We start from the raw sequence: 19,876 nt of genomic DNA on the forward strand, positions 1-19,876 counted from the left end.
ATGCCGGTACTGCGCTCGCTGTATCGCGCCGTGATGGCGCTGGGTCGCCCGCTGCTGCTCCGCAAACTGCGTCGCCGCGGCGAGCAGGAGCCGCTGTACCTGCATGCGGTACACCAGCGTTTTGCCGACTATACGCCGCAGGAGCAGCAGCAGGCCGCGGCACATGCCGGCGCGTGGGTCTGGATACATGCGGTGTCGCTGGGTGAAACACGCGCCGCGGCCATTCTGCTGCAGGCCTTGCGCAGCGTGCGTCCGGATCTGAAACTGTTGCTGACCAACGGCACGGCCACCGGCCATGCCGAAGGCCGCAAGCTGCTGCGCGACGGCGATATGCAGGTCTGGCTACCGCTGGACAGCCGTGCGGCGGCGCGCCGTTTCCTGCAGCTGTTCCGGCCGCGCGTTGGCCTGCTGCTGGAAACCGAAATGTGGCCGGAGCTGCTGCAACAGGCGCAGGAGCTGGATATCCCGATGGTGCTGGCGAATGCGCGCATGAGCGAGAAGACACTGCAGCAGTCGCTGCGACTGTCCTCGCTGGCCTACCCGGGCTATCGCAGCCTGCGGACTGCCTATGTGCAGACAGCGTCCGACGCCGAGCGCCTGCGCCAGCTGCAGGTACAGGAGATCCGCATCGTCGGCAACCTGAAGTTCGATGCCAGCCCGGCCCCGGAACTGCTGGCACAGGGCCGGCAGTGGCGGCAGCAGCTGCAGGGCGCAGCAGCCCGTCCGCTTGCCATGCTGGCGAGCAGCCGCGAGGGCGAAGAGCGGATGTGGCTGCAGGCCTGGGAAAGTCTGTCACAACAGCAGCGTGAGGCCGTGCAATGGCTGCTGGTGCCACGCCATCCGCAGCGTTTCGACGAGGTGGCGGCGCTATTGCAGCAGCAGGGCGTGCCGGTGTTGCGACGCAGCGCCTGGGATGAACAGACCCGGACTCCGGCAGGCCCTGTCGTCTGGCTCGGCGACAGTCTGGGCGAAATGCCGATGTATTACGCCATGGCAGATCTGGCCCTGATGGGTGGCAGCTTCGAGCAACTAGGCGGGCAGAACCTGATCGAGGCCTGTGCCTGCGGCTGCCCGGTGCTGCTGGGGCCGCATACCTTCAACTTTGCCGAGGCCAGTGAACAGGCGATTGCGGCGGGTGCGGCGCTGCGCTGCGTCGACATGTCACAGGCGGTGCGCGAAGCCGGCAGGCTGCTGCTGGAAGATGCGCCGGCGCACCAGCAGATGCAGCAGGCCTGCGGGCACTTTACCGACAGGCACCGTGGTGCGGCCATGCGCATGGCGCAGGATTTGCAGGCGCGTGGCCTGATCTGAAGAGCGGGGCGTCAGTAGCGGGCAATGCTGCGGTCGATGCCGGCCCAGGCATCAATGCCGCCGCTGATGTCGTACAGGTCGGTAAAGCCGCGCTGCGACAGGAAGTAGGCCGCATGCTGGCTGCGCACACCGTGATGGCACAGGCAGGCCAGCGGCTGGTCGGGTGCTGGCAGATCGTCCAGCATGTCCACGAAAGCGGACAGCGGTGCCGACAACAGCTGAAAGCCCTGGCTGGCCGACTGCTGCTGCACATGGGCAAGCTGCTGCTCCCATTCCTCGCGCACATCGAGCACCACCGGCTGCTTGCCGGCGGCACGCATGCGCTCGGCCCAGTCGGCGACCAGGGCCGGGGGCAGGGGCTGGAATCGCATCAGAAGCGGAAGCTGGTCGGTTCCGGCACGCCTTCGAGGCGCTGCACCACCACATCCCACAGCTCTTCAGTGGTGTAGCTGTTTTCGCTGTCGCGTGTGATGCGGATGGCCTGCATGGCCGGCTCATGGCCGGTGATGGCGATCAGGCGGCCGCCGATCTTGAGCTGCGACAGCAGTTCGTGCGGCACTTCGGCGACGGAGCCGCACAGCACGATGACATCGAACGGGCCGGTGGCTTGTGCTCCCTTGAAACCGCAGCCGTCACGCACATCGGCGTGGATGCCGGCGCGATGCAGGTTGTCGCGTGCAAACTGGGCCAGTTCCGGGTGGATGTCATAGGCAACCACGCTCTGGGCGCTGCCCGCGAGCAGCGCGGTCATGAAGCCGGAGCCGGCACCAATCTGCAGGACCTTGTCGGTCGACTGCGGCAGCGCATCCTGTACCAGGCGCGCCTGCACGCGCGGTGTCAGCATGACCTGGCCGCAGGGCAGCGGCAGTTCCAGGTCCATGAAAGCCATGCTGCGCTGGCCCGGCTGCACGAAATCATCGCGGCTGATCTGGTCCAGCAGGCCGAGGACGAACGGATCCAGCACGTTCCAGGGGCGGACCTGCTGTTCGATCATGTTGAAACGGGCTTGTTCGGTGTTCATGCGTACTCCGGCATGGGCGCGCACAAACACGCCCCTGATGTGACAAATGTAACCCTTATTCTAGCGTGTCTGCTGCAGCCTGATGGGGACAGCGGACGCAATACCTGCGAAGATGCTGCCGTTGCGGCCAGCGGCCGATTGTCAGGAGGGAGACATGAACGGACAAGCCATCAAGACCATCACCCTGGGCGGCGGCTGCTTCTGGTGCATCGAGGCCGTGTTCCAGCGTGTGCGCGGCATCGTGGCGCTGGAAAACGGCTACAGCAATGGCGACTTGCCCACGGTCAACTACGAGGCCGTGTGCCGTGGCGATACCGGCTTTGCCGAAGTGGTACGGCTGCAGTTCGATCCGGCGCTGATCAGCCTCGAGCAGGTGCTGGAGATCTTCTTCGTGGTGCATGACCCGACCAGTCTGAACCGCCAGGGCAACGATGTCGGTACGCAGTATCGCAGCGCGATCTATGCAGAAGACGACGCCCAGCTGCAGCGCGTGCAGGCCTGGGTGCAGGCGGCGCAGACACATTTTGACCAGCCGCTGGTGACCGAGGTGGCCTTGCTGCAGCGTTATCTGCGTGCCGAGGACTACCACCAGGATTACTTCAATCAGCACCCGTATCAGTGCTACTGCATGATGGTGGTGGCTCCCAAGGTGCAGAAATTCCAGCAGACCTTTGCCGACTGGCAGCGCTGAGGCGGCCGGGGTTCAGGGCGCTAGGCGTTCGCGCAGCCAGCTGCCGTCCGCTTGGCGCTGGTAGCGCAGGCGGTCATGCAGGCGGCTTTTGCGGCCCTGCCAGAACTCCCACTGTTCCGGTACCAGACGGTAGCCGCCCCAGTGCGGCGGGCGCGGCGGTTGCAGCAGGAATTTGGTGCCGTAATAGGCGGCATTGGTGACCAGCACGCTGCGGCCATCGATCACCTGGCTTTGCGGCGAGGCCCAGGCACCGATGCGGCTGTCCAGCGGGCGCGTGGCGAAGTAGGCATCGCTTTCATCGCCGCTGACCTTTTCCACACGCCCCTCGATACGCACCACGCGCTCCAGCTCGACCCAGTGGAACTGCAGTGCGGCAAACGGATTGCCGGCCAGCTGGCGGCCCTTGCGGCTCTCGTAGTTGGTGTACCAGCTGATGCCGCGTGCGTCATAGCCCTTGATCAGTACCACGCGTGTGCTCGGGCGCAGGTCGCTGCCCACGGTGGCCAGCGTCATGGCATTGGGTTCGGGGACTTCGGAGGCAACCGCTTCGCTCAGCCACTGGTCGAACTGCTGCATCGGGTCCTGGTGCGAGGCGGATTCGTCCAGCTCGGCGCGTTCATAGCTCTTGCGCAGGCTGGCGATGTCGGGGTGGGTGGTTTTCATGGTCGGACCGGAAGTCATGTATGACAATACTTTACAATAGCCGCGATGCCGCAGTCGTGTCAGGTACCGGCTGCGCCCGATTTTCATTCCTCAACGATTCATAGCACTGGAGAAACCATGTCCACGACCCAAGACAACGACAAGGAACAAAACACCGTAGTCGGCGTGCTGCTGACGCTGATCATCCTGTTTGCCATTGCCCTGGCAAGCGGCTTCGGCCTGTACAAGAGCGGCGTGTTTGGCGGCAAGAACGGCGCGGTGGCCACTTCCAGTGCCAGCGCTTCGGCCGCTGCCATGGCCGCTGATGCCGCATCTGCATCTGCATCTGCATCTGCATCTGCTTCCGCCACCGATGGCGCTGCCGCTGCCGCTGCTACCCTGGCCGCTCCGGCTGCCGATACCGCTTCTGCCACTGCGGCTGCCGACGAGGCGAGCGTGCAGTACGACAACGGCAAGGTGCGTTTCTACTTTGCCAGCGGCAAGGCCGAACTGGCTGCGGGTGCCAACGACGCCCTGAACCAGCTGCTGGCAGCCGCCAAGGACGGCCAGAAGCTGGTCATCAGCGGCTACCACGACAGCACCGGCAGTGCCGAGCTGAACGCCGAACTGGCCAAGCAGCGCGCCATCGCCGTGGCTGACGCCCTGAAGGCGCTGGGTGTGCCCGAATCCCGCCTGGAGCTGAAGAAGCCGGAAGTGGCTGAAATCACCAGCGGCAGCAACGCCGAAGCGCGTCGCGTGGAAGTGACGATCGAGGACTGATCCGGTCCTGCCGCCTTGCCGCTTCGGCAAGGCCGTCCATGAAAAATCCCCTGGAGCTGATGCTGCAGGGGATTTTTTTCGTCCGGGCCGAAGAAGGGGGTCTAGAACTTCTCCATGCCGGCGTCGTGGGCACGCTCAATCAGTTCGATCTTGTAGCCATCGGGATCGACGACAAAGGCGATCACGCTGCTGCCGCCCTTGACCGGGCCCGGTTCGCGCGTGATCTGGCCGTTGGCGGCCCGGATCTTGTCGCAGGCGGCGTAGATATCGGGTACACCGATGGCCAGGTGACCATAGGCCGTGCCATGGTCGTAGCTGTCGGTGCCGTAGTTGTAGGTCAGCTCCAGTTCGGCCTGTTGCGGGTTGCTTTCGTAGCCGAGAAAGGCCAGCGTGTACTGATATTCCGGGTTGTCACTGGTACGCAGCAGCTGCATGCCCAGTACCCGGGTATAGAAATCAATGGAGCGCTGCAGGTCGCCGACGCGCAGCATGGTGTGGAGGATTCGCATGGGGTTTGCTTCCTGTTGGTGGGGGAGGGTGCGCACAGGGGCGCATCATGACCCGGCTAGTGTGCCACATGGCCGGCTGGTGCATGGACTGCCACGGTCGTGACATATTGACGAATTGCCGGTTTCCCTGAGATGCAGGTTTTTTCTTGCAGAGGCATAATATCGCGATTCATACATTGAACCGAGATATCTGAAATCATGAGCGAAGTCCTGATTGACATGCAGCACATGCAGCTGGCCGCACGCGAAGCCAGCCAGTTGCTGCGTGTGCTGTCCAATGAAAACCGCCTGCTGCTGCTGTGCCAGCTGAGCCGGGGTGAGCGTTCCGTGGGGGAGCTCGAAGACATGCTGGGCATCCGCCAGCCTACGCTGTCGCAACAGCTTGGCGTGCTGCGCAACGAAGAGCTGGTGCAGACACGCCGCGAGGGCAAGCAGATCTTTTACCGCATCGCCGACAGTCGCGCCCAGGAGGTGCTGGAAACGCTGTATCGGCTTTATTGCTCCTGATCCGGGCAGCGCTTTACCAGCAAGCCTTTTTGCCAGCGGCCGGGATGTCCCGGCCGTTGCCGATTCTGTCGCAGTCGGACAGCCGAGCGGCAGGCAGCAAAAAGGCCGGAATCTCCGGCCTGATCTGGCAGCCCGGCGAACCGGGCTTGCAGTGATTTACCAGCCGAAGCCGCCACCACCGCCACCGCGCTTGTTGCGGTTGCTGCGGCGCAGACTGTCCACGCTGGTGCGCAGCGGGTCCGGCTGACCGCCGTTGCCCTGGTTGCGCGGTACACCGAATTCGCCCTTGAACAGCTGGCTTTCGTGGCTGCGCGGTTGTGCGTCGCTGCCGGCACGCTGCGGGTTGCGGCGGCCACGGCCCTGGCCGGCATTGCCGTGGGCCTGCTGTTGTTGCGGGTTGCGCGGCTTGTGCTGGCGCGGTTCACGGGGCTCACGCGGTTCGCGCTGGCCGGCGTTGTCAGCGTAGTTGTCCTGGCGCTGCTCGCCGGCACCACCGCTGCGGAGGCGGTTGCGACGGCGGCGGTTGCGCTGGGCGTTCTGTCCGTTGTCGGCATTGTCGGCGCCGGACTGCTGCGGAGCGTTGGAGTCTTGCGCATCGGCACGGGCGGCATCGGCCTGGGCTGCCGGCTTGCTGCGGCCAGCCGGGCGTGCCGTCTTGTTTTCGCGCAGGCGCTGCATCATTTCCTGGCGCGCAGCCTTGGCGGCGGCGGCCATCACGTCGCGGCCCGGCGGCTTGCCGGCACCACCCCACAGGGTCTGGCGCCCCATGGCGATCGGCTCGGCCTTTTCGCCTTCTTCCGGACCGAAGCCTTCGACGAATTCGACCGGAATCTGCTGGCGCGTGAATTTCTCGATGGCGTGCATGAAGCCTTCTTCGTCCAGACAGACGAAGTTGACGGCGGTGCCGCTGGCACCGGCGCGACCGGTACGGCCAATGCGGTGCACATAGTCTTCGGAGATGTTGGGGATCTCGTAGTTCACCACGTGCGGCAGATCATCAATGTCGATGCCGCGGGCAGCGATGTCGGTGGCGACCAGGGCGCGGATCTCGCCGGTCTTGAAGCCGGCCAGCGCCTGGGTACGGGCCGACTGGCTCTTGTTGCCGTGCAGCGCCATGGCGGTGATGCCGTTCTTGTTGAGGTAGTCGGCCACGTGGTTGGCACCGAACTTGGTGCGCGTGAACACCAGCACCTGGCTCCAGTCGTGTTGCTGGATGATGTGCGCCAGCAGGGCCTTCTTCTTGTTGCGGCCGACCGGGTGGATGACCTGCGTGATGCGCTGCACCGTGGTGTTGCGCGGCGTGACCTGCACTTCGCGCGGATCATGCAGCAGGCCCTGGGCCAGTTCGCGGATGTCATCGCTAAAGGTAGCGGAGAACAGCAGGCTTTGCTTGTTGCGCGGCAACAGGGCCAGCACTTTCTTCACGTCGTGGATGAAGCCCATGTCCAGCATGCGGTCGGCTTCGTCCAGCACCAGGATCTCGACCTGGGACAGGTCGACGGCACCCTGGCCCTGCAGGTCCAGCAGGCGGCCCGGCGTGGCGACCAGGATGTCCACGCCTTTCTGCAGGCGCTGGATTTGCGGGTTCATGCCGACACCGCCGAAGATCACGGTCGAAGTCAGCTTGAGGTTCTTGCCGTATTCACGTACCGATTCCTCGACCTGGGCCGCGAGTTCACGCGTCGGGCAGAGTACCAGGGCACGTACCTGGCCATTGCGGGCCGGCGGCTTGCTGTTGAGCAGCTGCAGCATCGGCAGCGAAAAGGCGGCGGTCTTGCCGGTGCCGGTCTGGGCACCGCCGAGCAGGTCATGGCCGGCCAGCACCAGGGGGATGGCCTCGACCTGGATGGGAGAGGGCTGCTCGTAGCCCAGTTCGCGCACGGCAGAAATCAGCTCCGGCGCCAGGTTCAGTTCTTCGAATGTCATGTTGTTATCAGGCACCAGCAGTGGTGCAGAACCATCGGCCGTAAGCGTGTGCACGGGAGGCACTGGCGCAAAACCAGTGAGTGGCAGATGGAATCCAGAGGAGCCGCAAGAAGGGACTAGCCCGATGGCCGGGCTGTGCGGCAGGCGGTAGAACACCGGTGTTGCCATGCACTGGTGGTGGCAACAGCATTTATTGTCGCATGCTGGGATAATGGAGGCATCAGGTATTTGAACGAAATCCCTGCATTTTTTCCGTTTTTGCCGGTTTTTGGTGGTTTTCGAACCACGGGCCGGCCTTTTGACCAAGGATTTTTGCCACATGGCCCAATACGTTTACACCATGAACCGCGTCAGCAAGATCGTGCCGCCCAAGCGGCAGATCCTGAAGGACATCTCGCTGTCCTTCTTTCCGGGAGCCAAGATTGGCGTGCTCGGCCTGAACGGTTCGGGCAAGTCCACGCTGCTGAAGATCATGGCCGGCATCGACAAGGAGATCGAGGGCGAAGCCATCCCGATGCCGGGACTGGACATCGGCTACCTGCCGCAGGAGCCGCAGCTCAATCCCGAGCACACGGTGCGCGAAGCAGTGGAAGAGGCGATGAAGGAAGTCAACGATGCGCGTGCGCGTCTGGACGAGATCTACGCCGCCTATGCCGAGCCCGATGCCGACTTTGATGCCCTCGCCGCCGAGCAGGGCGAGCTGGAGGCCATCATTGCGGCGGCCGGCACCGATAGCGAGCACCAGCTGGAAATCGCTGCCGACGCGCTGCGCCTGCCGCCCTGGGATGCCGTGATCGGCAAGCTTTCGGGGGGCGAAAAGCGCCGCGTGGCACTGTGCAAGCTGCTGCTGAGCAAGCCCGACATGCTGCTGCTCGACGAACCGACCAACCACCTGGACGCCGAATCGGTCGAATGGCTGGAGCAGTTCCTGTCGCGCTTTACCGGTACCGTGGTGGCCATCACCCACGACCGCTACTTCCTCGACAACGCCGCCGAGTGGATACTGGAACTGGACCGTGGCCACGGCATTCCGTACAAGGGCAACTACAGCACCTGGCTGGAGCAGAAGGAAGCGCGTCTGGAGCAGGAACAGCGCACCGAGGATGCCCGCACCAAGGCCATGAAGAAGGAGCTGGAGTGGGCGCGCCAGAACCCGAAGGGCCGCCAGGCCAAGTCCAAGGCGCGTCTGGCGCGCTTCGAGGAGCTGAGCGATTACGAATACCAGAAGCGCAACGAAACGCAGGAAATCTTCATTCCGGTGGCCGAGCGTCTGGGTACCGAGGTGATCGAGTTCACCAACGTCAGCAAGTCCTTTGGCGACCGCCTGCTGATCGACAACCTGAGCTTCAAGATGCCGGCAGGCGCGATTGTCGGCATCATCGGCCCGAACGGCGCGGGCAAGTCCACGCTGTTCAAGCTGGTGGCCGGCGTCGAGCAGCCCGACAGCGGTGAGGTGAAGATCGGCAAGACCGTGCAGATGGCCTTTGTCGACCAGCACCGTGACGACCTGGCCAACGACAAGACCGTCTGGGAAGACATCTCCGGTGGTCTGGACCTCATCACCGTGGGCAAGTTCCAGATGCCGAGCCGTGCCTACTGCGGCCGCTTCAACTTCAACGGTGGCGACCAGCAGAAGAAGGTCGGCATGCTGTCCGGCGGTGAGCGCGGCCGTCTGCACCTGGCCAAGACGCTGATGCAGGGCGGCAACGTGCTGCTGCTGGACGAGCCGTCCAACGACCTGGACGTGGAAACCCTGCGTGCACTGGAAGACGCGCTGCTGGAGTTTGCCGGCAGCGTGATGGTGATCAGCCACGACCGCTGGTTTCTGGACCGCATCTGTACCCATATCCTGGCGGCAGAAGGCGATTCGCAGTGGGTGTTCTTTGACGGCAACTACCAGGAATACGAGGCCGACAAGATCAGGCGTCTGGGCGAGGAGGGTGCCAAGCCCAAGCGCATGCGCTACAAGGCCTTGAAGTAAACAGCAGGCAGCTGGCGGTGACCCGGGTCACCGCCGCTATCCGGCCAGGATTGCGATCCGTGTACCTGATCCCCTATCTGCTGGTAGACCGGCTGCCGTTCGTCGCCAGCCAGGAGCAGGTACGCCGCCATTACGGCCAGCCGTTGCGGCAGGAGCGGCTGGAGATCGGGCTGCAGACGCTGGATTACGGCAGCTGGGTAGCGCGTTTCCAGGCCAGTGGCCAGCTGGAGGAGGTGACCAAGCGCGCACCCGCCTTGTTCCTGCTGCGCCAGCGCGTGCTGTTTGCCGATCTCGACCGTTTTGTCCGCCAGCATGATGCTGGCTTTTTTGTGCGCGGCGGCTTTGTCGTGAGCCCGCGCTTTGGCCTGGCGTTTGTGCCGGATGAGCCGGACTGGGTGACGGCGCTGGCCGCCCACTGCATCCCGGCCTGGCGGGCGATGCCGGCGGGTTGAGTCGACCGGTCTCAGGCGTCGGTTTTTTCGAGCGCAGCGCGCGGTACCACCGCCATGGTCACGCGCGAGATGCAGACCAGCTTGTCCTGTTCGTTGACGATGCGCACTTCCCAGACCTGGCTGGTGCGGCCCAGATGCGCCGGCCTGGCCGTGCCAGTGACCCAGCCGTCCCGTACGGCGCGCACGTGGTTGGCATTGATTTCCTGGCCAACGCAGAGGAACTGGCTGGTGTCCACGGTACAGACCGAGGCGACCGAGGCCAGGGTTTCGGCCAGTACCATGGAGCAGCCGCCATGCAGCAGGCCGAAGGGCTGGCGCGTGCGGGCATCGACCGGCATGCGGGCAGTCAGGTAGTCATCGCCCAGTTCCATGCACTCGATGCCCAGGTGGCTGACGGCGCAGCCGCTGTTGAGCTGGTTGATCTGTTCAAGGGTGACGGGGTGGTGCCAGATGCGCATCGGAAAAATCCTGGAATGAAACGGTCGTTCCATTTTAGGGCGGCGCTTGCCATGGCCGATCCGCAGGTAAACCCTGAGTTGACGCTTGCGTCAATGCGCTTATCCTGACAAGCCCGTGATGGCTACCTGGAGCAGACTGCCGATGCTGAGCAAAGAAGAGATCAGCGCCTTTCTGGCGCGCGAATTTCCACAGACCAAGTGCGTGATCGAATCGCTGGGGGATGGCGAGGCGCTGCTGTCACATCCGGTGGGAGAAGAGGAACTGCGGCCCGGTGGCACGGTGTCGGGGCCGGTGATGATGGGGCTGGCCGATGTGGCCCTGTATGTGGCGCTGTTCACGCGGATCGGCATTGTGCCGCTGGCGGTGACCACCAATCTGACCACGAACTTCCTGCGCAAGCCATCTGGTGACCGGCCGATTCTGGCGCGCTGCCGCATGATCAAGGTCGGGCGTACCCAGGCCGTGGGTGAGGTATCGCTGTATTCGGAAGGCAGCCCGGAGAAGACGGTAGCGCATGTGGTGGGCACTTACGCCATTCCGCCCCGGGGCTGATCAGTGCGCGCTGCGGGCGCGCGGATTCACGTATTGGCGGAAGAAGCGCAGTGACTCGCGGCTGGCATCCGGTCCGGCCGGATCGGTGTAGCTGCCGGCAGGCTGGCCGCCGCTCCAGGCATGGCCGAGGCCGTGCACCATCCAGAGTTCGCCGGCGATGCTGCCGCCGGGGGTGAGATAGCGCGTCAGCGTGACCTCGCGGCCCTGCTGGTCGATGCGCTGTTGCGCCGACTGGCAGCCTGGCGGGATCATGGCGCTGATCACGTTGTGGCCGTTGTCCGGATGCACGGTTTCATCACGATCCCCCTGGAAGACCAGGACCGGCACCAGCGGGTGTCCTTCGGGCAGGGGCGTGCCCTTGGCGCCACGGCGCATCGCGCTGAATGCCCCCGGAATACTGGTGGCGGCCGCAGGCGGCAGCCCGGCATGGATGGCCGCAGCGGCAAACAGGTCGGGGTAGTTGCGGGCCATCAGCGCCGTCATGGCACCGCCTGCCGACAGGCCGGCGACATAGATGCGCGAGGGATCGACCGGGTGCTGCCGGATCGCCTTGCGCACCATGGAAGCGATCAGCTCCGGCTCGCCCCAGTCGCGGCGCTGGTTGCGGCGCGAAAACCAGTTCCAGCAGCCCTGCGGGTTGCGCTTGCGGTTCTGGCCCGGATAGAGCACGAAAAAGCCTTCGCTGTCACCCAGCTGGTCCATGCCGGTGCCGGCGGCGAAGTCATCGGGATTCTGCTTGCAGCCATGCAGCATCAGGACCAGCGCACGCGGCCGTTGCGGATCGGCCTGGATCGGGATGAACAGGCGGTAGTCGCTGCTGCCGACGCCGGGCTGGAATTCCTCGCCGCGTTCGTAGTGACCGCGCAAGCCGGCAGGCGCCGGTGCAGGCGGCGTGACCGGAGTCCGTGGGGCTCCGGAGGGCGGCGGGGAAGGGCGCTTGCGGCGCAGCAGCGAGCTGACGCCGTTCTTGAGTTTGTCAATCCAGGTCATGCGCGTGATTGTGCAGGAAACGGGCTCCTGTCATGCAGGCAGGGGCAGGCCAGTCGGGGGATAACCCTGCATCAGGCAGGACTACTTGGTTGGAAAAGTGACACAAATACTCACAGTCTGCTACAACGGCGACATTCCGGCCATCCGGGCGGAATTTTTTCCAAGGAGTTCAGCATGAATCAAATGTTATCCCGGCTCCTGTGGCTGGTGGTGGCCATTGCCGGGGCCGGTGCCCTGGGTTATGTGGCACTGCAGCGAGGGGAGTCCATCAATGCCTTGTGGATTGTCGTGGCTGCAGTGTGTGTCTACCTGATTGCCTACCGCTACTACAGTCTGTTCATTGCCAACAAGGTACTGGGTCTGGATGCCACGCGCATGACACCGGCCTGGCGTCACAACGACGGTCTGGACTATGTGCCGACCAACAAGGGGGTGCTGTTCGGTCACCACTTTGCCGCGATTGCCGGTGCCGGTCCGCTGGTCGGTCCGGTGCTGGCCGCACAGATGGGCTACCTGCCCGGCATGCTGTGGATCCTGGCCGGCGTGGTGTTTGCCGGTGCAGTCCAGGACTTCATGGTGCTGTTCGTGTCCACACGCCGTGACGGACGCTCGCTGGGCGATCTGATCAAGTCCGAAATGGGCCCGGTGGCCGGCGTCATCGCGCTGTTTGGCACCTTCATGATCATGATCATCATCCTGGCGGTGCTGGCCCTGATCGTGGTCAAGGCGCTGGCGCACAGCCCCTGGGGCACCTTCACCGTGGCCGCCACGATCCCGATCGCCATCTTCATGGGTCTGTACATGCGCTACCTGCGCCCGGGCCGCATTGGCGAGATTTCCGTGATCGGCTTCCTGATGCTGATGTGGGCCTTGTACTACGGTGGCGTGGTAGCCGAGACGCCGTCGCTGGCGCAGCACTTCGACCTGGACGGCAAGCAGCTGACCTGGGCGCTGGTGATTTACGGCTTTATTGCCGCCGTGCTGCCGGTCTGGCTGTTGCTGGCCCCGCGTGACTACCTGTCCACCTTCCTGAAGATCGGCACGATTGCCGGCCTGGCGCTGGGTGTGCTGTTCATTGCCCCCGAAATGCGCATGCCGGCCGTGACCCGTTTCATCGACGGTACCGGCCCGGCCTGGAGTGGCAACCTGTTCCCCTTCCTGTTCATCACGATTGCCTGCGGTGCCGTATCCGGCTTCCACGCGCTGATCTCTTCCGGCACCACGCCGAAGATGCTGGAAAACGAAAGCCATGCACGCCTGATCGGTTACGGCGGCATGCTGATGGAATCGTTCGTGGCCATCATGGCGCTGATTGCCGCGTCCGTGATTGATCCGGGCGTCTACTTTGCCATGAACGCGCCGGCTGCCGTGCTCGGCACCACGCCCGAATCGGCTGCAGCCGTGATCAACGGCTGGGGCTTTGCCATCACGCCGGAAATCCTGAACCAGGTGGCAGCCGATGTGGGTGAAGCCACCATCATCTCGCGTGCCGGTGGCGCGCCGACGCTGGCCGTGGGCATGGCCCACATCCTGCACCAGGTGTTTGGTGGCGAGGGCATGATGGCGTTCTGGTACCACTTTGCCATCCTGTTCGAGGCGCTGTTCATCCTGACCGCAGTTGATGCCGGTACCCGTTCCGGCCGCTTCATGCTGCAGGACCTGCTGGGCAACTTTGTCCCGGCGCTGAAGAAGACCGATTCCCTGGCCGGCAACCTGGTGGCGACTGGCGTCTGTGTGGCGCTGTGGGGCTACTTCCTCTACCAGGGCGTGGTCGATCCGCTGGGCGGCATCAATACGCTGTGGCCGCTGTTCGGCATTGCCAACCAGATGCTGGCCGCGATTGCGCTGACGCTGGTGGCAACCGTGCTGTTCAAGATGAAGAAGGACCGCTACGCCTGGGTTGCCATCGTGCCCACGGTCTGGCTGCTGATCATCACCATGTACGCCGGTTTCCAGAAACTGTTCCATACCGATCCGCGCATCGGCTTCCTGGCGCTGGCCAACAAGTTTGCTGACGCGATGGCGGCAGGCAAGGTGCTGGCTCCGGCCAAGTCGATGGAGGAAATGGGCCGGCTGGTGTTCAACAACCGCCTGGATGCGGCCCTGACGGCCTTGTTCATGACCGTGGTAGTGGTTATCCTCATGTACGGTATCCGTACCTCGCTGGCTGCGCGCCGGCAGGCACAGCCGGTCATGCACGAAGTGCCTTACGAGCCGCTGCCCGCCGAGGCCATGGCCAAGGCCCACTGAAGGAGATCCGCATGTTGCAGAAATTGGCCGCAGCCGGCCGCTACTTCGGACAGACTGCCCGCTTGATGGTGGGGGTTCCCAGCTATGACAACTACCTGGCGCACATGAAGCGCACCCATCCGGACCAGACGGTGATGAGCTACGAGCAGTTCTTCATCAACCGGCAGGAAGCCCGCTACGGCGGCGGCATCGGGCGCTGCTGCTGACGGTTGGAGGCGGGGCACTGTTCCCGCCACTCTGCAAAACGGCCACACCCTGATCAGGTGTGGCCGTTTTACGTTCAGGGTAAACCCTTGGGTGAGGCGTAAAGCACGGTCGTGCGGCAAAAGTAGACGCTAGCATGTATACATAAAGCAACAGCACCGGCCCGTTGCCGGTGCGATAACCAGAGAAGAATCATGGATATGGCACCCAGTACTGGTGCAGCGCGGGCCAGCCCGCTGACATTGGCCACGGGTCTGGCAACGGTTCCTTCCACCTTGCGCATTCCGCTGGCCGGGCGCGCCATGGGGGATGCCATGTTCCCGCATCTGGCCATCCATGACGGGTATGCCGCCAGCGTGCTGCAAGCCATCGGCGATGATGGTTCGCGCTGGTCACAGGACCGCCACAGCATCTGGGGAGTACTGGTCCGTACGCGTTTCATTCTGGACAAGGCGCAGGCTTTTCTGCAGCAGCATCCGGATGCGGTGTTCCTGAATCTGGGCTGCGGCCTGAGCCAGTATTTCCAGTGGCTGGACAACGGCAGCAGCCTGATGGTCGATGCCGATTTGCCTGAAGTGATGCAGCTGCGGGAGCAACTGCTGCCCTGCATCAACGAACGTCATCATTGTGCTTTGCTGGATCTGACCGCAAGCGACTGGTGGCAGCAGTTGCCACTGGAGCAGATTGGCACGCGCCCGGTGTTCGTGATGCTGGAAGGCGTCACCATGTACCTGGAGCCGGAGCAGGTGCAGCACCTGCTGCACACGCTGGCCACGCACCTGCCGATCGGCTCGCAGATGGTGATGGATGCCTTCAGCCAGCTGGCCTGCGGTTCGACCTACTGGCATCCGTCATTGCGCCAGACCGGGGCCAGTCTGCGCTGGGGCCTGGCGCATGCCGGCAGTCTGCAGGGCATGGAAGGGCGTCTGAAGCAGCTGGACTGCAAGGATGTCATGGCGGGCTACGACTGGACACTGGCGATGGCCATGGGGGGCTTCACCATGCTGTCGGGCGTGCCGTTCTACGCCATGTACCAGTTGTCCTGGGAATAAGCCGCGCGGGCCGCGCGTCCAGCCACTCAGGCCAGTTCCACGATCATTTCGATTTCAACGCAGGCACCCAGCGGCAGCTGCGGCACGCCAAAGGCGCTGCGTGCGTGTGCGCCCACTTCCGGACCGAACAGCTCGCCCAGCAGCTCGCTGCAGCCGTTGGTTACCAGGTGCTGCTCGGTGTACTCGCTGGTGGAGTTGACCAGGCTCATCAGCTTGACCACGCGCTTGATGCGTTTGAGGTCGCCGGTAGCCGCCTGCAGCGTGCCCAGCAGGTCGATGGCGACGGCGCGCGCCGCCTGGGCGCCGGTGGCGGTATCCATGTTCTTGCCGAGCTGGCCGGTCCAGACGGCACCATCGCGCTTGGCGATATGGCCGCTCAGGAACAGCAGATGGCCGGATTGCACATAGGGCACATAGGCGGCTGCCGGTACTGCCACGGGCGGCAGGCTGATTCCAAGGCTGTCGAGTCGGGTGTAGATATCGGACATGGGGAACTCCTGGTGAAGTGGGCGGGATTTGCGCTACCATCACGGCATGCGGCAAATAGTAATACAAAATAATTATAAAAATACAGATCTGGTCACCCGCGCCTGGCCGGCTCCGGGGATTACCGGTGCGGCACTGGCCTGGCTTGTCGGGCTCTGGCTGCAGCTGCAACAGGCCGTGCTGTCGCCGCTGTGGCAATACCAGCTGGCAGCATTGTCGGCGCTGGGCATCACCGGATTGTGCCTGAAACAGCGTCGCGCCTTGCCCCTGCTGTGGCTGTTTCTGCCCCTGCTGGGTTGGGGCGTGGCGGGCTGGCAGGCCAGTGGCATGCTAGCGCAGCAGCTCGATGCAGCGCTGGAGGGGCGCACGCTGCAGGTCAGCGGTGTAGTGCAGGGGCTGCCACAATGGTCTGCCGAGGGATCGCGTTTCGAATTCAGAGTCGAGCAGGCCGTCGGGTCCGATGGCCGGGCCGTCAGCTTGCCCGGGCAGCTGTCGGTGGGCTGGTCGCAGCCGGCGCAAGCGGGATCGTGCCAGGCTTGCGTGCAAGCCGGCGAGCGCTGGCAGCTGGCGCTGCAGCTGCGCAAGCCGCATGGGTATCGCAATCCGTTCGGCTTCGATCTGGAACGCTGGATGTGGGAGCAGGGACTGGGGGCGACGGCCCAGGTGCGTGCGCAGGAGGGGGCACTGCGGCTGCAGGATTTGGGCTGGCTGTCGCCGCAGCATCGGCTGGATCGGCTGCGCTTGCAGGTGCGTGAGCGGATCCGGGCGCACTGGTCGCCTGATGACGCGGCCGGCCAGCGCGCCGGCCAGATGCTGGTGGCGCTGGTCGTGGGGGATCAGGCGGCCATCGCGCAGGACGACTGGACCGTGTTCCGGCGCACCGGGATCGCGCACCTGGTGAGCATTTCCGGCCTGCACGTGACCATGTTTGCCTGGCTGGCGGCAGCTCTGGTGGGCTGGTGCTGGCGCTGGACGGCGCGCCGGGGCTGGTCTTGCTGCCTGTGGCTGCCGGCGCAGCATGCTGCGGCCATTGGGGCCTGCCTGCTGGCGGCCGGCTACGCCTGGTTCAGCGGCTGGGGCGTGCCGGCGCAGCGTACGGTCTGGATGCTGGCGGTGGTGGCCCTGCTGCGTTGCAGTGGCCGGCAATGGCCCTGGCATGCCGTACTTGGTGCGGCTGCCGTGCTGGTGACGGCACTGCACCCGCTGGCCCTGCTGCAGCCGGGTTTCTGGCTCAGTTTTGTCGCGGTGGGGGTGTTGTTCCTGACGGGTGAAACCGCTGCAGCTGCTGCGCCAACCGGTTGGTGGCCGCGCTTGCGGGCTGCCATGGCCGGCTTTGCGCAGCAGCAACTGGTGGTGCTGCTGGCCCTGACACCGCTGGCGCTGCTGATGTTCGGTCAGGTATCGGTGGTAGGCGTGCTGGCCAATGCCGTGGCGGTGCCGGTGGTGACGCTGCTGGTGACGCCGCTGGCCATGCTGGGGGTGCTCTGGTCGCCAGTCTGGAGCGTGGCCGGTGCCGTGTTGCAACTGGGTTGGCCGGGGCTGGTCTGGATGTCGGCCTATCCCTGGGCCGTGTACGGCACGGCCATGGCGCCGGGCTGGGCCGGCGCTGCCGGTATCGCCGGCGGCGCGCTGCTGTGCCTGCGGCTGCCGCCCTGGTGTCGGGCATGGGGTCTGGCTGCGCTGCTGCCGGTGCTGTGCTGGCAGGCTCCGGCACCGCCGCCCGGGGAGTTCAGCCTGCAGGCGGTGGATGTGGGGCAGGGCGGTGCGGTGCTGCTGCGCACCGCGCGCCACAACCTGCTGTTCGATACCGGCCCGACGATTGGCCGCCATACCGATGCTGGCGAACGTGTTCTGGTTCCGCTGCTCGCAGCGCAGGGCCTGCAGCTGGATCGCATCGTGCTCAGCCATTCCGATAGCGATCATGTGGGCGGCCTGCTGTCGCTGCTGGAGAGCCAGCCGCAGGTGCCTGTGGCGGGTGTGATCGAGCCGGACAACCCGCTGCATGCCCGGCTGCCGATCCAGCCCTGTCTGGCCGGACAGCACTGGGAGTGGGACGGCGTGGCGTTTGACATACTGCATCCGTCTGCGCAGGATCTGGCGCAAGGCGACTGGGGCAATGGCAGCAGCTGTGTGCTGCGTGTCAGCAATGCCGGGCACGCAGCGATGCTGATGGGCGATGCCGAGTTTGTCAGCGAAACACGCCTGCTGCAGCGTTACCCGGTCGCGCAGCTGCGTGCCGATGTGCTGCTGGCGGGTCACCACGGCAGCAACAGCTCCACCGGCAGTGCCTGGCTGCAGGCGGTGCAGCCGCGCTGGACCCTGATCCAGCATGGCTATCGCAACCGCTACGGCCACCCGCATGCCGATGTGTTGCAGCGCTTGCAGCAGCATGGCACCAGTGTGGTGCGCAGTGATGCCTGTGGTGCGGCATGGTGGGGATCCTGGAAGAACGAGGTGCACTGTGAACGTGCGCGCGAGGCACATTTCTGGTCACACCGGCTGCCGTGAATACCGTGTTGCCGGGCTGACGCATGTTCAGGCATGATTCCTGCATGTCATCTGACGAACCTGAAACCCAGAGGAGCCCCGTCGATCATGCGTGCCTTTGATGAAATGTATGCCTCCGTTCCCTACGCCGACGAGCAGGTGCGCGAACACTATCGGCGCTATGCCGACTGGCTGCAGGACCAGAGCGTCGAGTCCATGGCGCGGCGGCGCGAGGAAGCCGAAATGATCTTCCGCAAGGTCGGCATCACCTTTGCCGTGTATGGCGACAAGGATGAAGACGGTGCCGGCACCGAACGCCTGATTCCCTTCGATCTGGTGCCGCGCATCATTCCGTCGCAGGAGTGGCAGCGGCTGGAGCGGGGGCTGGTACAGCGTGTCACTGCGCTCAACCGCTTTATCCATGATGTCTACCACGATCAGGACATCCTGAAGGCCGGTGTGATTCCTGCAGCGCAGGTGCACGGAAATGCGCAGTACCGGCCGGAGATGGAAGGGCTGGCCGTACCGCATGGTGTCTATTCGCATATCAGCGGCATCGATATCGTGCGTGCCAGCCATGGGGCGCAGGAGGGCGAGTATTTCGTGCTCGAAGACAATCTGCGCGTGCCCAGCGGCGTCAGCTACATGCTGGAAAACCGCAAGATGTCGATGCGCCTGTGCCCGGAGCTGTTCCGCCACTACCAGGTGGAACCGGTGGCGCATTATGCCGACCTGCTGCTGGAGACGCTGCGCTCCTGCGCGCCGTCAGCAGTGTCCGATCCGGTGGTGGTGGTGCTGACGCCCGGCATGTACAACAGCGCCTATTTCGAGCACGCTTTTCTGGCGCAGCAGATGGGCGTGGAACTGGTAGAGGGTCAGGATCTGTTCGTGCGGGACGGTTTTGTCTACATGCGCACCACGCATGGCCCGCAGCGCGTTGATGTGATCTATCGCCGCATCGACGACGATTTTCTGGATCCGCGCGTGTTCCGGCCCGATTCGACATTGGGCTGCGCCGGATTGATGGAGGCCTACCGTGCCGGCCGCGTCAGCATCTGCAATGCGGTCGGCACCGGTATCGCCGATGACAAGTCGATCTATCCCCATGTGCCGAAGATGATCGAGTTCTACCTGGGAGAAAAGCCGATCCTGTCCAATGTGCCAACCTGGTGCTGCCGCGAGCCGGACGATCTGCGCCATGTGCTGGCGCACCTGGACGAACTGGTGGTGAAGGAAGTGCATGGTGCCGGAGGCTACGGCATGCTGATCGGCCCGACCGCCAGCCAGGCCGAGCTGGCGGCATTCCGCCGGGTGCTGCAGGCCCATCCCGAGCGCTATATCGCGCAGCCGACGCTGAGCCTGTCGAGCTGTCCGACCTATGTGGAGCAGGGCATTGCGCCGCGCCATATCGACCTGCGCCCCTTCGTGCTGGCCGGGGAATCGGTACAGATGGTGGCCGGTGGCCTGACCCGCGTTGCGCTGAAAGAGGGCTCGCTGGTGGTCAACTCCTCACAGGGGGGCGGCACCAAGGACACCTGGGTCGTCTGATCCGCAGCTGCATTCATTCACGCCATAC

General features: G+C 64.5%; 20 protein-coding genes. 12 read left to right on the top strand and 8 right to left on the bottom strand.

What is annotated here, in order from left to right; genetic code table 11:
* The gene (locus C513_RS0105140; protein WP_018714965.1) at positions 1-1,311 is read left to right on the top strand and encodes a 3-deoxy-D-manno-octulosonic acid transferase; all 1,311 of its coding nucleotides are present in this window, start codon (positions 1-3) and stop codon (positions 1,309-1,311) included.
* Between the two features lie 11 nt (positions 1,312-1,322).
* On the opposite strand, the gene C513_RS0105145 is transcribed toward C513_RS0105140, so the two are convergent.
* Positions 1,323-1,682, bottom strand: a complete 360-nt coding sequence (locus C513_RS0105145) for a rhodanese-like domain-containing protein (protein WP_018714966.1) — start codon at positions 1,680-1,682, stop codon at positions 1,323-1,325.
* Positions 1,682-2,332 (bottom strand): protein-L-isoaspartate O-methyltransferase family protein, encoded by a 651-nt coding sequence (locus C513_RS0105150; RefSeq protein ID WP_018714967.1) that lies wholly within the window; start codon positions 2,330-2,332, stop codon positions 1,682-1,684. The genes C513_RS0105145 and C513_RS0105150 overlap by 1 nt, the downstream gene beginning before the upstream one ends.
* A gap of 154 nt (positions 2,333-2,486) precedes the next feature.
* Here C513_RS0105150 and msrA point away from each other — a divergent pair, with 154 nt between their 5' ends.
* Complete coding sequence (gene msrA / locus C513_RS0105155; protein WP_018714968.1) at positions 2,487-3,023, top strand: peptide-methionine (S)-S-oxide reductase MsrA; 537 nt, start codon at positions 2,487-2,489, stop codon at positions 3,021-3,023.
* 12 nt (positions 3,024-3,035) lie between these two features.
* Here the strand turns inward: msrA and pdxH are convergent, their stop codons facing one another.
* Positions 3,036-3,686 carry a pyridoxamine 5'-phosphate oxidase gene (gene pdxH / locus C513_RS0105160; protein WP_018714969.1) on the bottom strand — a complete coding sequence of 217 codons (651 nt, stop codon included), beginning with the start codon at positions 3,684-3,686 and terminating at the stop codon, positions 3,036-3,038.
* Positions 3,687-3,803: 117 nt separating this feature from the next.
* On the opposite strand from pdxH, the gene C513_RS0105165 reads away from it, so the two are divergent.
* Positions 3,804-4,445 carry an OmpA family protein gene (locus C513_RS0105165; RefSeq protein WP_018714970.1) on the top strand — a complete coding sequence of 214 codons (642 nt, stop codon included), beginning with the start codon at positions 3,804-3,806 and terminating at the stop codon, positions 4,443-4,445.
* Between the two features lie 101 nt (positions 4,446-4,546).
* Here C513_RS0105165 and gloA read toward each other — a convergent pair whose 3' ends face one another.
* Complete coding sequence (gene gloA, locus C513_RS0105170) at positions 4,547-4,954, bottom strand: lactoylglutathione lyase (RefSeq protein WP_026320569.1); 408 nt, start codon at positions 4,952-4,954, stop codon at positions 4,547-4,549.
* Positions 4,955-5,152: 198 nt separating this feature from the next.
* Between gloA and C513_RS0105175 the strand changes: the two genes are divergently transcribed.
* Positions 5,153-5,461 (top strand): ArsR/SmtB family transcription factor, encoded by a 309-nt coding sequence (locus C513_RS0105175; protein ID WP_018714972.1) that lies wholly within the window; start codon positions 5,153-5,155, stop codon positions 5,459-5,461.
* Positions 5,462-5,617: 156 nt separating this feature from the next.
* On the opposite strand, the gene C513_RS12785 is transcribed toward C513_RS0105175, so the two are convergent.
* Positions 5,618-7,387: a DEAD/DEAH box helicase gene (locus C513_RS12785; protein ID WP_018714974.1), complete on the bottom strand. Its 1,770-nt coding sequence runs from the start codon at positions 7,385-7,387 to the stop codon at positions 5,618-5,620.
* A 319-nt stretch (positions 7,388-7,706) separates the two neighbouring features.
* Here C513_RS12785 and ettA point away from each other — a divergent pair, with 319 nt between their 5' ends.
* The gene (ettA, locus tag C513_RS0105190) at positions 7,707-9,368 is read left to right on the top strand and encodes an energy-dependent translational throttle protein EttA (RefSeq protein ID WP_018714975.1); all 1,662 of its coding nucleotides are present in this window, start codon (positions 7,707-7,709) and stop codon (positions 9,366-9,368) included.
* A 59-nt stretch (positions 9,369-9,427) separates the two neighbouring features.
* A complete protein-coding gene (locus C513_RS0105195; RefSeq protein WP_018714976.1) occupies positions 9,428-9,820 on the top strand; it encodes a hypothetical protein in 393 nt (130 codons plus the stop codon).
* Positions 9,821-9,831: 11 nt separating this feature from the next.
* Here the strand turns inward: C513_RS0105195 and C513_RS0105200 are convergent, their stop codons facing one another.
* Positions 9,832-10,278 (bottom strand): hotdog fold thioesterase, encoded by a 447-nt coding sequence (locus C513_RS0105200; RefSeq protein WP_018714977.1) that lies wholly within the window; start codon positions 10,276-10,278, stop codon positions 9,832-9,834.
* A 142-nt stretch (positions 10,279-10,420) separates the two neighbouring features.
* Here C513_RS0105200 and C513_RS0105205 point away from each other — a divergent pair, with 142 nt between their 5' ends.
* Positions 10,421-10,831, top strand: coding sequence for a PaaI family thioesterase (locus C513_RS0105205; protein WP_018714978.1), 411 nt, complete (start codon positions 10,421-10,423; stop codon positions 10,829-10,831).
* Here C513_RS0105205 and C513_RS12790 read toward each other — a convergent pair whose 3' ends face one another.
* Complete coding sequence (locus C513_RS12790) at positions 10,832-11,821, bottom strand: extracellular catalytic domain type 1 short-chain-length polyhydroxyalkanoate depolymerase (protein WP_018714979.1); 990 nt, start codon at positions 11,819-11,821, stop codon at positions 10,832-10,834.
* 174 nt (positions 11,822-11,995) lie between these two features.
* Between C513_RS12790 and C513_RS0105215 the strand changes: the two genes are divergently transcribed.
* The 3 genes from C513_RS0105215 (at position 11,996) to C513_RS0105225 (ending at position 15,327) form a co-directional block, all read left to right on the top strand.
* The gene (locus C513_RS0105215; protein ID WP_018714980.1) at positions 11,996-14,071 is read left to right on the top strand and encodes a carbon starvation CstA family protein; all 2,076 of its coding nucleotides are present in this window, start codon (positions 11,996-11,998) and stop codon (positions 14,069-14,071) included.
* A gap of 11 nt (positions 14,072-14,082) precedes the next feature.
* A complete protein-coding gene (locus C513_RS0105220) occupies positions 14,083-14,277 on the top strand; it encodes a YbdD/YjiX family protein (protein ID WP_018714981.1) in 195 nt (64 codons plus the stop codon).
* A gap of 198 nt (positions 14,278-14,475) precedes the next feature.
* On the top strand, positions 14,476-15,327 hold the full coding sequence (locus C513_RS0105225; protein WP_018714982.1) for a class I SAM-dependent methyltransferase: 852 nt from the start codon (positions 14,476-14,478) through the stop codon (positions 15,325-15,327).
* Between the two features lie 26 nt (positions 15,328-15,353).
* On the opposite strand, the gene C513_RS0105230 is transcribed toward C513_RS0105225, so the two are convergent.
* Complete coding sequence (locus C513_RS0105230; protein WP_018714983.1) at positions 15,354-15,815, bottom strand: RidA family protein; 462 nt, start codon at positions 15,813-15,815, stop codon at positions 15,354-15,356.
* A gap of 46 nt (positions 15,816-15,861) precedes the next feature.
* Here C513_RS0105230 and C513_RS0105235 point away from each other — a divergent pair, with 46 nt between their 5' ends.
* Together C513_RS0105235 and C513_RS0105240 are read left to right on the top strand one after the other, a co-directional pair.
* Complete coding sequence (locus C513_RS0105235; protein WP_083927359.1) at positions 15,862-18,321, top strand: ComEC/Rec2 family competence protein; 2,460 nt, start codon at positions 15,862-15,864, stop codon at positions 18,319-18,321.
* Between the two features lie 87 nt (positions 18,322-18,408).
* Positions 18,409-19,848, top strand: coding sequence for a circularly permuted type 2 ATP-grasp protein (locus C513_RS0105240; RefSeq protein WP_018714985.1), 1,440 nt, complete (start codon positions 18,409-18,411; stop codon positions 19,846-19,848).
* The last annotated feature ends 28 nt before the right edge of the window (positions 19,849-19,876 follow it).

The sequence above is a fragment of the Allobrachymonas chironomi DSM 19884 genome (assembly GCF_000374625.1).
In the GTDB taxonomy this organism is placed as follows: Bacteria; Pseudomonadota; Gammaproteobacteria; order Burkholderiales; family Burkholderiaceae_C; genus Brachymonas; species Brachymonas chironomi.

Excerpts from the sequence above, each read along its gene's own strand:
- C513_RS0105140 (WP_018714965.1), top strand. The coding sequence starts at position 1 with ATGCCGGTACTGCGCTCGCTGTATCGCGCCGTGATGGCGCTGGGTCGC.
- C513_RS0105145 (WP_018714966.1), bottom strand. The coding sequence starts at position 1,682 with ATGCGATTCCAGCCCCTGCCCCCGGCCCTGGTCGCCGACTGGGCCGAG.
- C513_RS0105150 (WP_018714967.1), bottom strand. The coding sequence starts at position 2,332 with ATGAACACCGAACAAGCCCGTTTCAACATGATCGAACAGCAGGTCCGC.
- msrA (WP_018714968.1), top strand. The coding sequence starts at position 2,487 with ATGAACGGACAAGCCATCAAGACCATCACCCTGGGCGGCGGCTGCTTC.
- pdxH (WP_018714969.1), bottom strand. The coding sequence starts at position 3,686 with ATGAAAACCACCCACCCCGACATCGCCAGCCTGCGCAAGAGCTATGAA.
- C513_RS0105165 (WP_018714970.1), top strand. The coding sequence starts at position 3,804 with ATGTCCACGACCCAAGACAACGACAAGGAACAAAACACCGTAGTCGGC.
- gloA (WP_026320569.1), bottom strand. The coding sequence starts at position 4,954 with ATGCGAATCCTCCACACCATGCTGCGCGTCGGCGACCTGCAGCGCTCC.
- C513_RS0105175 (WP_018714972.1), top strand. The coding sequence starts at position 5,153 with ATGAGCGAAGTCCTGATTGACATGCAGCACATGCAGCTGGCCGCACGC.
- C513_RS12785 (WP_018714974.1), bottom strand. The coding sequence starts at position 7,387 with ATGACATTCGAAGAACTGAACCTGGCGCCGGAGCTGATTTCTGCCGTG.
- ettA (WP_018714975.1), top strand. The coding sequence starts at position 7,707 with ATGGCCCAATACGTTTACACCATGAACCGCGTCAGCAAGATCGTGCCG.
- C513_RS0105200 (WP_018714977.1), bottom strand. The coding sequence starts at position 10,278 with ATGCGCATCTGGCACCACCCCGTCACCCTTGAACAGATCAACCAGCTC.
- C513_RS0105205 (WP_018714978.1), top strand. The coding sequence starts at position 10,421 with ATGCTGAGCAAAGAAGAGATCAGCGCCTTTCTGGCGCGCGAATTTCCA.
- C513_RS12790 (WP_018714979.1), bottom strand. The coding sequence starts at position 11,821 with ATGACCTGGATTGACAAACTCAAGAACGGCGTCAGCTCGCTGCTGCGC.
- C513_RS0105215 (WP_018714980.1), top strand. The coding sequence starts at position 11,996 with ATGAATCAAATGTTATCCCGGCTCCTGTGGCTGGTGGTGGCCATTGCC.
- C513_RS0105220 (WP_018714981.1), top strand. The coding sequence starts at position 14,083 with ATGTTGCAGAAATTGGCCGCAGCCGGCCGCTACTTCGGACAGACTGCC.
- C513_RS0105225 (WP_018714982.1), top strand. The coding sequence starts at position 14,476 with ATGGCACCCAGTACTGGTGCAGCGCGGGCCAGCCCGCTGACATTGGCC.
- C513_RS0105230 (WP_018714983.1), bottom strand. The coding sequence starts at position 15,815 with ATGTCCGATATCTACACCCGACTCGACAGCCTTGGAATCAGCCTGCCG.
- C513_RS0105235 (WP_083927359.1), top strand. The coding sequence starts at position 15,862 with ATGCGGCAAATAGTAATACAAAATAATTATAAAAATACAGATCTGGTC.
- C513_RS0105240 (WP_018714985.1), top strand. The coding sequence starts at position 18,409 with ATGCGTGCCTTTGATGAAATGTATGCCTCCGTTCCCTACGCCGACGAG.